An 11,639-nucleotide genomic window follows, 5' to 3' on the forward strand; every position below is an offset into this window, starting at 1 on the left:
GCGTGCGGCGCGGCGGCACATCGTGTGTAGTCAGACATCGTGATCCCGCTGAGTTGGAAACACGTCGAGGCACAAGCCGACCCGGACTTCGTCGTCGCACCCGATGAGCGGCTGAGCTGGGCCCGCACCATCGGCCTCGGTGCCCAGCACGTGGTGGCGATGTTCGGCGCCACGTTCCTGGTTCCGGTGCTGACAGGCTTCCCGCCCGCCACCACTCTGCTGTTCTCCGGCGTCGGCACGGTGTTGTTCCTGGTGATCACGGGCAACCGCCTGCCGAGTTATCTGGGTTCGAGCTTCTCGGTGATTGCGCCGGTGACGGCTGCCGTCGCCTCACATGGCACCGGCAGCGCGCTCGGCGGCCTCGTCGCCGTCGGTGTCGTGCTGATGATCATCGGTGGGGTCGTGCATCTGGCAGGCACTCACTGGATCGACCTCACGCTGCCGCCGGTGGTGACGGGCGCGATCGTCGCACTGATCGGTTTCAATCTGGCGCCCGCGGCGAAGACGAACTTCGAGAAGGGTCCGGTCGTCGGGCTCGTCACGCTGGTGCTGCTCGTCGCGACGCTGGCGTTCTTTCGCGGCATCATCGGCAGGCTGGCGATCTTCCTGGCCGTCGTCGCGGGTTACGTGCTGGCGCTGATCCTCGGTGAGGTCGACACGTCGGCGATCAAGGCGGCGTCATGGGTGGGCTTGCCCGAATTCCACACGCCCACATTCACGGTCGCCGTGCTGCCGATGTTCCTGCCCGCGGTGATCGCTCTGGTGGCCGAGAACATCGGTCACGTGAAATCGGTAGGGCAGATGACGAATACCGACGTCGATCCGGTCATGGGCCGCGCGCTCGCCGCCGACGGGTTGGCGACGACGTTGGCGGGTTTCGGCGGCGGGTCGGCGACCACCACGTATGCCGAGAACATCGGGGTGATGGCGGCGACGCGGGTGTACTCGACGGCGGCATATTGGGTTGCGGCCGCGGTGGCGATCGCATTGTCCTTGTGCCCCAAGGTCGGTGCGGCTATCTCGGCGATTCCGCCCGGCGTGCTCGGCGGGGCGACAGTCGTGCTGTACGGGTTGGTAGGCGTCCTCGGCGTGCGCATCTGGCTGACCAACGAGGTCGACTTCTCCAAGCCGCTGAACCAGATGACCGCAGCAATACCGTTGATCATCGGGATCGCCGACTTCACTTGGCAGGCAGGCAATCTGACGTTCACCGGCATCGCACTGGGCTCGATCGCGGCGCTGCTCGTGTATCACGGCATGCGTCTGCTGGGCTTCAGGACGGGTCGAGCAACGCGGCCGGACCACGAGCCATCAGTTGACGCGCCACGATGATTCGCTGGATCTCGCTGGCGCCCTCCCATATCCGCTCCACCCGCAGCTCACGAAACATGCGCTCGGCGACGTTCTCGCGCATGTAGCCGCGGCCGCCGAATATCTGCACCGCCCGGTCTGCCACCCGCCCGGCCATCTCCGAGCAGTACAGCTTCGCCATCGACGCCTGGCCATGTAGCGTCTTGCGGTCATAGCCCGCGTCGATCGACCTGGCCACTTCGTAGAGCATGGTTCTGGCGGCGAACAGTTCGGTTGCGCAGTCAGCCAGCATGCCGGCCACCAACTGGTGCTCGCCCAGCGGTCGGCCGTCGACGACGCGAGTCTGCGCGAACGCGGTGGCCTCGTCGACCAAACGCTGCGCAGCCCCAACGCATCTCGCGGCCACCATCATTCGCTCGAACCGAAACCAATCCTGTGTGAATGTCATCGGCCCGCCCTCGGTGCCGACCAGATTGACGGCAGGTACACGAACGTCAGTGAACGCCACGATCGGATGCTCGTCCGCGATGTGGTGCGAATACTGCGGTGTCCGAACCACTTCCACACCCGGCCACGGCAGGTCGACCACCAACAGCACGTGGTCGCCAGTCTCAACAACGGCTTCCACGAAGACATAGTCGGCCAGGTTGAACGATGTGACATGCCACTTGACACCGTTGATCACGTACTCGTCACCGTCGCGCCGCGCGGTGGTTTGCAGCGCGGACACGTCGGACCCGGCGAATTCCTCGGTGATCGCATACGCCTCGTGCTTGTCTCCCCGCACCGACGGAAGCAGCCACCGCTGTCGCTGGTAGTCGGTCGCGACGTCGACCCACCACTGCGGCGGGGTGGCCATCACCCAACCCAGCCCATTGGTCACGCGTCCGCACTGCTCCTGCACCAACACCTGCTGCAACGCGGAACAACCCGGTCCGCCCACCGAGACAGGCATATTCGTTGCGTACAGGCCCAATTCGATTGCCCGGGCGCGATGCTCGGCCGTCACTTCTTTGGACAGGATGCCACCCGCGAGCTCGGCCTCCACCTCATGCGGCATCAGCGTCTCGACGAACGCACGCGCCGTGTCCCTGATCCGCAGGTCGTCCTCGGTCAGCCCGTACATCCGCGCCTCCACCCTCTTGACTGAGCGTTCAGTCTATGCCAGCGTTCGGTGGTATGACCAGCTCCCACAGCGCCGATGTCGTGGTGGTGGGTGGCGGAACGGTCGGTGCATGGACGGCCGTGCTACTCGCCGAAAGTGGCGTGCCGAATGTCGCGCTCATCGAGGCGCGGACCCTCGGTGACGGCGCCAGCAGCCGGGCCGCGGGCATGGTCCGCGCACAGGGCGGCACCGAGACCGCAATCAAGCTCGGCCTGTGGACCCAGAACTTCTACGCGGCCAGCGGCGAGCGTTTTCCGCTGGACTGCGGCTTTGTGGCACAGGGCTATCTGATGCCGTGCTTCACCGAAGCAGAGGTGCAGCAGGCCCACGAGCGGATCGCGCTGCAACGCACGCTCGGCCTGCAGGTCGAATGGTTGTCCAGTGCGGACATCGACACTAGACAGACAGGCTTGGAGCGGGGCGTGACGCTCGGCGCGTCCTACGCCCCTGGCGACGGCTACATCGACGCACCGCGCAATGTGCTCGCGTACACGGCGGCGCTGACCACCTTCGGCGTCGACGTCCGCGAACGATGCTCCTTCACCGGTTTACGCACCGCCGGTGGCCGCGTCGTCGGCGTCGACACCTCCGACGGTCCGATCGACACCGAGCACGTGGTGCTGACGGGCGGCCCGCAGCTCGCCGAAGTCGGCCTGACGGCCGGTGGCAGGGTCCCCGCGGGCGGCACCCGGCACCAGGTGGTGGTCACCGCGCCGCTGCCGGTCGACGTGCACAAGCTGCCGATGGTGTTCGACGTGACCTCCGGAATCTACTGGCGCCCAGGTGAATCCGGTGGCCTGCTGTGGGGCATGAGCAATCCCGACGAGCCGCCGGGTGTGGCCACCGACTTTGACACGGTGTACTACCGCAAGGCGCGAGACCGCATCGAGGAACTCCTCCCCGCGGTCCGTGGGCTCGGCCTACGACGGGCGTGGGCGGCGACCATCGACTACACGCCCGACCATCTGCCGATCCTCGGCCCGCTGCTCACCGACGACGGTCCGGTCGACGGCACCGTGGTGGCCAGCCCCGCCGGCCACGGCATGATGTGGGGACCGGCCGTCGCGCAGGTCGCGGCCGACCTGACAACCGCGGGCCGCTGCGATTGGCTCGACCTGACCGACCTCGGCCTCGACCGGTTCGACGCCGACGGCAACAGTCGCGTTGCCCCCGAACCGATTTCGCTCCCGTTCCCGGAGAAGGCTCCAGGACCTGGCCAACGTGGCCCGTGGCGAGCTTGACAAGGTTTGATACGCTCGCGTCGGCTGTGAGGTGAATGACCTCGCGGCCTTTTTGGTGCCCTCGGCCAGAACTGGCCGGGGGCTTTCTTCGTGTCTGGAGGAAGCATGACCGAACTCATCTCAGGCGAAGGGCAGACGTGGGCGGTTCCAGCGATTGCCGATGCGCTGTCCGACATGTTCAAGAATGACCCCAACTGGTCGGTGTTTCAGGACGGCGGCCTCAAGCGGTTCAGCGACGAGCAAGACGACGACCGGGTGTGCCCTCAATGCGGCGAATTGTGGGATTTCCTCTGGACGTATATGTGGGTGAACCGCACGCTCAACCTGTGGGCCAACATCGACACGTGTTATTGCCCGAACATTCATCACTGGACCTTGGTGTGCGTTCCGCCCGTTGACATCGACCAATCAGGTCTCTCGGGAGTTGGTTGGGCCACAGCTTGATCGACGGGCCGTCCCTCTCCGCGCGAGCAGACGCAAAAGTGCGCGCCGTCGCGGCGTGTCGCACCACTTTGCGTCTGCTCGCCGGTGAAGTCTGCGTGTCGGGGCACTCAAACGTCAGCGCGCACCCATCAGGTGCTCGAGCGCCAATTGGTTGAGCCGGACGAAGCCGAAACCCTTGGCGCCGAAGTAGGAATCGGCGTCGAACTCCTCGTAGGCCGACCTGTCGGCCAGTAGGTCTCGGTACGTCTCGCCGGCGTCAAGCGTGGGCTTGCGCAACTCGTTGACACGGGCGGCTTCCAGCGCGTCGGCAACTTCTGGATCGGCGCGGAACGCCGCAGCACGCTGCTTCAGTAGTAGATACATCCGCATATTCGCCGCGGCCGAGGCCCAAACTCCGCTGCTGTCCTCGGTGCGACTGGGCTTGTAGTCGAAATGCCGGGGGCCCGTGTAGCTCGGCCCGCCATCCACGCCACCGTTCTCCAGAAGATCGACGAGCGCGAACGCATTGGCGAGATCCCCGTGGCCGAACACCAGATCTTGGTCGAACTTGATTCCACGCTGGCCATTGAGGTCGATGTGAAACAGCTTGTCGGAGTACAGCGCCTGGCTGATCCCGTGCATGAAGTTCAGCCCGGCCATCTGCTCATGGCCGGTTTCGGGGTTCACTCCGACCATCTCGGAGTGGGCGAGTGTGTCGATGAATGCCAGCGCATGCCCGACGGTAGGAAGCAGAATGTCACCGCGGGGTTCGTTGGGCTTGGGCTCGATCGCGAACCGCAGCGCGTACTTCTGGTCAAGAACGTACTCGCACAAGAGGTTCAGCGCTTCACGGTAGCGTTCGAGCGCCGCGCGGACATCCTTGGCGCTGTCGTACTCGCTGCCCTCTCGACCACCCCACATGACGAATGTTTCGGCGCCGAGCTCAGCTGCCAGGTCAATGTTGCGCAGCGCCTTGCGCAATGCGAACCGTCGAACACCTCGATCATTACTCGTGAACGCACCATCCTTGAACACCGGATGGGTGAACAGATTGGTGGTCACCATGGGCACGACCAGGCCGGTGGCGTGCAACGCGGACGTCAGCCTGTCGATGGCACGACGGCGTTCGCCGTCACTGCTTCCGAATGGAAACAGGTCGTCGTCATGGAAAGTCAGGCCATACGCGCCGAGCGCGGCCAGCCGCTCCACCGCCTCCACCGCGTCCAGGGCGGGCCGGGTCGCCGCGCCGAACGGGTCGTTGGCGGTCCAGCCTATGGTCCAAAGGCCAAACGAAAACTTGTCGGACGGCTTGGGAACGAGGTCACCGGCCGCTGCGATCGTGGATTCGAGGACAGACATGACGCGACTCCTGGCACTGGATTTGTTCTGCGTCCGAACATAAGATGTGCCCTGGGTCACTGTCAAGGGAGGGAGGTTGGGTGAGGATCGGCACCAACACCGATGATGTCCGGCGCCGCAACCTGTCCGCAGTGCTGACCCTGGTTCATCGCGGCCGTGCGGTGACCCGATCGCAGCTGACGCGCAAGACAGGCCTGGCCCGTTCGACGGTGAAGGACCTGGTTGAGGAACTGGTCGACGGCGGCTTGGTGGAGGAAACGCAGGCCGGTCCGGCCAGCCAAGTCGGAAGACCGAGCCCCATCGTGCGGCCGCGGACCGACATGCTCGCAATTGCGGTGAATCCCGAAACCGACGCCATCACAATCGGTTTGGTCGCGTTGGGTGGCACGGTGCTCAATATCGAAAGATATCCGACCGACCATATCCCCAGCGCAGGCGAAACCGTGGCCATCACCGCCAAGGCCGTCGACCAGATCCGGCGCAAGCTGGATCCCAATCGCCGAGTCACCGCAATCGGGGTGGCCGTTCCCGGTCTTGTGCACGCCCCCGGATCCGTGGTGCGGCTGGCACCACACCTCGATTGGCATGACGAGGCGTTGGGGCAGATGCTCAGCGCGGCAGTGGGATTACCCGTGTTCGCGGCGAACGACGCCAATCTCGGCGCTATCGCCGAACACGTATTCGGAGGACATCCGGACGCACACCACATGATCTACGTCAACGGCGGCGCCAGCGGAATCGGCGCCGGATTCGTCGTGGCTGGCGAGCTTCTCGAAGGCGCCGAGGGCTACGCGGGGGAGCTCGGCCACACCTATGTCGGCGGCGCGGCGCCGTGCCATTGTGGGCGCATCGGGTGTCTCGAGACCGAAGTCAGTCAAACCACCGCGAAAACCATTGCACACCAAGCACAGTATCTCGGCATCGCACTCGGCAACGCCATCAACCTGCTGAACCCCAAGCTCGTCGTCCTCGGCGGATTCCTCCGGATCTTCCCGGAACAGGCTGCTGCAGCACTTGATACCGCAGTGGCCCGCCACTCCATGCGGGTGCCCCACGAGGACGTGCGCATCGTGGCGGCCAGCCTCGGATCCCAGACACTGATGATCGGTGCCGCCGAGACGGCGTTCGCTCCGTTACTCGCCGATCCCGCCGCGCACTACTTCAGCGCCGTCGATTGAAGTACTTCTGGTAGGCCTCGGCCGATGCGCGCAATTCGGGGTCGGCCTCGAACTTCTGCTCGAACTTCGCCCACGCCGCTTCACGTTTGGCGGGAAGGTACTCCGTCGGCCAGTACGGATGCTCCTGCGGCCGGTAGTCACGAAGCACGCGGCGCGCAACGGTGGCCTTGTGCACCTCGTCGGCCCCGTCGGCCAGCCCCATCGTCGGCGCGCTCGCATACATCGCCTGCAACGGGGTCAGGTCGGTGGTACCAAGTGAACCGAGGATGTGCAGCGCGTTGAACGACACGTCCCGCAGCACCTTGGCCATTGTGAATTTCACGGTCGCGATGTCGGTCCTGGCCTCTTTGGTGCTGGAATTGTCGATCTTCCAAGCGGTTTCGAGCACCAACAGCCGAAGCATACGGATGGCGGCATACGAATCCGCGATCTTCTCCTGCACCATCTGATGCTCGGCGATCACCTTGCCGTGCGATTCGCGGGACAGCGCCCGCTCGCACATCATGTCGAACGCGAGCTTGCACTGGGCGATCGTGCGCATCGCATGGTGGATGCGTCCGCCACCGAGTCGTCGTTGGGCCAGGGTCTTGGCGCCGTCCTCGGGGCCGAGCAGGTGATCGAGTGGCACCCGGACGTCGCGATAGATGATGTGGTTGTGGTTGCGGGGCTCCGGTTGGATCTCCACGCCGGGAGTTGTGCGGGGCACGACGAACATCCCGTTGGTACACATCACAAACAGAATGTCGGCGACGCGGCCCGCCGAGGTGAACCACTTCTCGCCGTTGATCACCCACTCGTCGCCGTCGCGCACCGCGGTGGTCTTGAACAGATTGGGGTCGGACCCGCCCTGAGGCTCGGTCATCGAGTACGCGGAAAACATGTCCTGGCTCAGCAGCGGCTCGAGCCACCGCTTCTTCTGCTCGTCGGTGCCGAAGGCCGCGAGCATCTCCATGTTGCCGGTGTCCGGCGCGGCAGCACCGAACATCTGCGGGGCGCCGGGGTAGCGGCCGATGACTTCGTTGAGTAGCGCCAACTTGAGCTGACCGAAGCCCGGGCCGCCGAGATCCTTGTCGAGAAAGAGCGCCCACAGTCCCTGGTCCTTGATCTGCTGCTGCAGGCTGCGGACGTAGGCCTTGACGTGCGGATCCGGCGAGCGAACGGCATACGGGAACACGTACTCCAGCGGCTCGACCTCTTCTCTGCAGAACTCCTCTACCCAGTCGAGCTTCTTCTGGAATTCCGGTTCGGTCGAGAAGTCCCACGCCATCTCTAGGATTCTGCCCGACGCATCTGGATCAGGGCATCGACTGCGACAACACCGTCCGCAGTCGCGATCACCGGGTTGGCTTCGACGGCTTCCACGATGTCGCCGAGTTCGAGAGCCATCCTGGAGAACGCGACGATCACGTCGGCCAGCGCATCGATGTCGACCGGCGGTGAGCCGCGCCAGCCCGCCAGCAGCGCACGAATCCGCAACTGGTCGAGCAGTGCCAGTGCGCCCGCATGTGAGACCGGCGGACACGCCACCGCTCTGTCGGCGAGCAGTTCCACCGTCGTGCCCCCAGCCGCGACCACAAGGAGGGGACCGAACGCGTCGTCGCGCACGAACCCCACCGACACCTCGACGCCGTCGGCGACCATCGGCTGCACGGTCACCACCGGCCCGAGGGACCGCGTCATCACCGCGTACGCGGCTGTCAACTCTTCATCGTCGGCGATGCTGAGGGCCACACCGCCGACATCGCTCTTGTGAAGGGCGCTAACGGTTTTCAAAACCACCGGATAACCGATGGCCTCGGCTGCCGCGATCGCGACACTCATCGAATGGGCGGTGCGCGTCTCGACAACCGGAATCCCGTAGGCGGCCAGCAGCCGGAACGCGGGGACGTCGTCGGGGAGTTGCCTGCTTGTCATCGAGGCCCGCACCCGGTCGACCGGCAGGGGCCAGCGCGCCAGGTTGCCCAGTGCCACCAGTCCGCTGCGGGCGCCTTCGAGGACCGGAATTCCGTTGTCCCGCAGACGTTGCGCAGTGGGCGCGTCGATGGCCGACGGTACCGAGGCCAGCACTGCCAGCGGTGCGTCCGTACCGGCGGCGACGTCCAGCACCGCGTCGGCATACGCGGTGTCGCCGTCGTACTCGGTGACCAGGTCTACGGCGAGCGCGGTGACGCCAACGTTCCCGTCCTCGGCGATCGCGCGCAGGCAGGTGCCGAACAGGTTGCGGGTCTCGGCGCCGGTACCCCAGAGGTCAAGCGGGTTGGTCGGAGTGAGGCCGTCGTCCAGCATGCGGCCGATGGTCGCCAGCGTGTCGTCGGCCAGATCGGCGAACGGCAGGCCCAGTTCGTGCGCGAGGTCGGCCACCAGGGCGCGTTCTGCACCCGAGTCGTGCACCGTCGCAAGTCCGCCGCCGCGCGATCGCCTGCCTGCCGAGAACAGCTCCAGCGTGTCGGTGAACTCGGCCATGTCGCGCACGTGTACCGCGCCTGTCGCGGCGCAGAAGGCCTGCCACGCCGCATGTTCGCCGGCCAGCGCACCCGAGTGCGCGGCGACCATCGCGCGCCCGCGCGGCGAACCACCGACCGTGAGAATCACTACCGGCACATCCTGATCGGCGGCCCGCAGCAGCGATTGCCGCAGCCGGGGAACCGAGCGTGGTGTCTCCATCAGCAGGGCGATGATCCGCGTTTCGGGGTCGTCGAGTGCGTAGTCCACGTAGTCGGCGGTGTCGGTAACGAGTTCCTGCCCCGACGACACCGCGAGCCGGAATCCGAAGCCACGGCGCGCCCGCAACAGTGTCGAGAAGGCCGAACCGGAGTGCGTCACCAGAGTAATTCCGCCGGACGGCAACGGATCTGGCTCCAGGTAGCCGAGTGCCCGCACGCCGAGAGCGTTGTTGACGAACCCCATGCAGCCCGCCCCGCAGAGCGCCATGCCCGCCTCGGTGGCCGTCTCCACGACCTTCTGGCGCACCCCGTGCGCGGCGCCGAACAGCACCGCTGACCGCGCGCCCACCGCCGCCGCGAGTTCCATCTGTTCGACCAGGGTCGCGTCGGGCACACCCAGCAGCACGACGTCGACGGCTTCGTCGAGGTTGGCGAGGGTGGGCACACACGGATACTCGCCGATCCGCTGATACCTCGGGTTCACCAAATGCACACGGGCGGAACCACGTTGGGACTCGATGACCATCCGCTCACCGAAACTGCCTGGGCGAGCGCTGGCACCCACCACCGCCATCGACGTGGCACCCAGCATGGCCGCGACGGCCTCGCGGCGCGCATTCATCTGCGCCGCCAACGCTTCTTGTCGGCGAGCGCTGCCCGGGCGGCCTGCCACCCGGGGATGCCGCACACGCCGCCACCCGCGTGCGTTGCCGAACCTCCGTTGTACAGACCGGAAATCGGAGTGCGGTAGTCGGCGTAGCCAGGAGCGGGGCGCATATGGAACAGCTGCTCCAGTGACAGCTCACCGTGGAAGATGTTCCCGCCGATCAAGCCGTATTCGTGCTCCATCTCGTGCGGTCCGACGATGTCGCGGTGCGTGATCGAGGATTTGAATCCGGGAGCGACCTGATCGTAGAGGTCGATCAGGCGATCGGCATAGGCGTCCAGGTCCTCGGTGTGCGGCGCCTGGCTCCAGTCGGCGGGCACCCACTGCGTGAACAACGACATGATGTGTGTGCCATCGGGATTCAGAGTCTTGTCCAACGTCGTCGGAATCACACCATCGGAGAACGGCATCCAGGCGGGCCGCCCCGCCCTGGCGTCCTGGAAGGCCGCCTCGATGTACTCCATCGTCGGCGCCATCTCCACCGAACCGGTGTGGTGCTCGGCGAGCCCACTGCTCGGGTCGGCAGTGAAGTTCGGGAGCTCCCCGAGCGCCAGGTTGATCTTGACCACCCCGCTGCGCGTCTTCCAGTGCTCGATGTCTGCGACGAAGTCGTCGGGCAGCTCCGCTCGCGGAATATGTTCGAGGAAGGCGATTTTCGGGTGAAGGGTGGTGACCACCAACGGTGCGCGGATCTCGTCGCCGTTATCGAGCACCGCTCCCTGCACACGGCCGCCGCTGACCAGCAGGCGAGCCACGCGGGCATCGGTACGGATCTCGGCGCCGAAGCCACGGGCGGACTGTGCGATCGCGGCCGAGACGGCACCCATGCCGCCCTCGGGGTAACCCCAGCTGCCGAGTTGGCCGTCGCCGACGTCGCCGATCGAGTGGTGGGCCATCACGTACGCGGTGCCCGGCTCGTACGGACCCGCCCACGTTCCGATCACGCCGTTGACCGCGAGCGCGCCCTTGATCTGCGGTGACTCGAACCAGTCGTCGAGCAGGTCGGCGATGCTCATCGTCAGCAGCCGCGTGACGTCCGCGGTGGTGCGCACGGTGATCCCGCGCTGGCTCCATGCCAGCTTCGCGAGGTCGAGCAGGTCCGACGGTCGGTGCGAGCCGATGTTCGGCGGCACCTGGGTCAGCAGCGGACCCATCACGTCGGCGATGCCTTCGAGCCACGCGTTCCACTTCGGCCACGTCTCGGCGTCCTTCTTGGACCACTTGGCGAGCTGCTCGTACGTGCGCGCCGGGTCGTCCTCGTAGATCGTCAGGGAGCCGCCGTCGGGAAATGCTTGGTAGTACGGACCCATCGGATGGACGCGGTAGCCGTGCCGGTCCAACTCGAGTTCGCGCACGATGGTCGGCGGCATCAGGCTCATCACATAGGACAACCGGGTGACGCGCAGATGCGGGGCGTCCTCCCACGGCGACTCGGTGGTGGCCGCTCCCCCGAGTGAGCCACGCCCCTCGAGCACCAGTGTCCTGGCGCCTGAGCGCGCCAGGTATGCAGCCGAAACCAGGCCGTTGTGGCCGCCGCCGATCACGAGGGCGTCGTACGTGTTCGACATCGGTGTCCCACTTCCGTCCTGACTGACTGTTCAATCTAATCAAGTGTTACGCTACAGACAAGAG

General features: G+C 65.9%; 9 protein-coding genes. 4 read left to right on the top strand and 5 right to left on the bottom strand.

Going from position 1 to position 11,639, the window contains the following annotated elements; all coding sequences use genetic code 11:
* Positions 1-39: 39 nt before the first annotated feature.
* On the top strand, positions 40-1,332 hold the full coding sequence (locus tag GGC64_RS26800) for a solute carrier family 23 protein (protein ID WP_192725614.1): 1,293 nt from the start codon (positions 40-42) through the stop codon (positions 1,330-1,332).
* On the opposite strand, the gene GGC64_RS26805 is transcribed toward GGC64_RS26800, so the two are convergent.
* On the bottom strand, positions 1,274-2,437 hold the full coding sequence (locus GGC64_RS26805) for an acyl-CoA dehydrogenase family protein (protein ID WP_192725615.1): 1,164 nt from the start codon (positions 2,435-2,437) through the stop codon (positions 1,274-1,276). The two genes, GGC64_RS26800 and GGC64_RS26805, sit on opposite strands and share 59 nt — an antisense overlap.
* A gap of 53 nt (positions 2,438-2,490) precedes the next feature.
* On the opposite strand from GGC64_RS26805, the gene GGC64_RS26810 reads away from it, so the two are divergent.
* Both GGC64_RS26810 and GGC64_RS26815 read left to right on the top strand, forming a co-directional pair.
* Entirely contained in the window at positions 2,491-3,717 is a 1,227-nt protein-coding gene (locus GGC64_RS26810) for an FAD-binding oxidoreductase (protein ID WP_192725616.1), read from the top strand.
* A gap of 105 nt (positions 3,718-3,822) precedes the next feature.
* A complete protein-coding gene (locus GGC64_RS26815; protein ID WP_192725617.1) occupies positions 3,823-4,161 on the top strand; it encodes a hypothetical protein in 339 nt (112 codons plus the stop codon).
* Between the two features lie 114 nt (positions 4,162-4,275).
* On the opposite strand, the gene xylA is transcribed toward GGC64_RS26815, so the two are convergent.
* The gene (gene xylA, locus GGC64_RS26820; RefSeq protein ID WP_192725618.1) at positions 4,276-5,499 is read right to left on the bottom strand and encodes a xylose isomerase; all 1,224 of its coding nucleotides are present in this window, start codon (positions 5,497-5,499) and stop codon (positions 4,276-4,278) included.
* Positions 5,500-5,579: 80 nt separating this feature from the next.
* Here xylA and GGC64_RS26825 point away from each other — a divergent pair, with 80 nt between their 5' ends.
* Positions 5,580-6,677, top strand: a complete 1,098-nt coding sequence (locus tag GGC64_RS26825) for an ROK family protein (RefSeq protein WP_370582346.1) — start codon at positions 5,580-5,582, stop codon at positions 6,675-6,677.
* On the opposite strand, the gene GGC64_RS26830 is transcribed toward GGC64_RS26825, so the two are convergent.
* Genes GGC64_RS26830 through GGC64_RS26840 form a run of 3 tightly spaced genes read right to left on the bottom strand, consistent with a single transcriptional unit; the run spans position 6,661 to position 11,575 of the window.
* On the bottom strand, positions 6,661-7,944 hold the full coding sequence (locus GGC64_RS26830; RefSeq protein WP_192725620.1) for an acyl-CoA dehydrogenase family protein: 1,284 nt from the start codon (positions 7,942-7,944) through the stop codon (positions 6,661-6,663). The genes GGC64_RS26825 and GGC64_RS26830 overlap by 17 nt on opposite strands.
* Positions 7,945-7,946: 2 nt before the next feature.
* Positions 7,947-10,013: an acetate--CoA ligase family protein gene (locus tag GGC64_RS26835; protein ID WP_370582347.1), complete on the bottom strand. Its 2,067-nt coding sequence runs from the start codon at positions 10,011-10,013 to the stop codon at positions 7,947-7,949.
* On the bottom strand, positions 9,959-11,575 hold the full coding sequence (locus tag GGC64_RS26840; protein WP_192725621.1) for an NAD(P)/FAD-dependent oxidoreductase: 1,617 nt from the start codon (positions 11,573-11,575) through the stop codon (positions 9,959-9,961). The genes GGC64_RS26835 and GGC64_RS26840 overlap by 55 nt, the downstream gene beginning before the upstream one ends.
* Between the last annotated feature and the right edge of the window lie 64 nt (positions 11,576-11,639).

It is taken from the genome of Mycobacterium sp. OAS707 (assembly GCF_014873705.1).
GTDB lineage: Bacteria > Actinomycetota > Actinomycetes > Mycobacteriales > Mycobacteriaceae > Mycobacterium.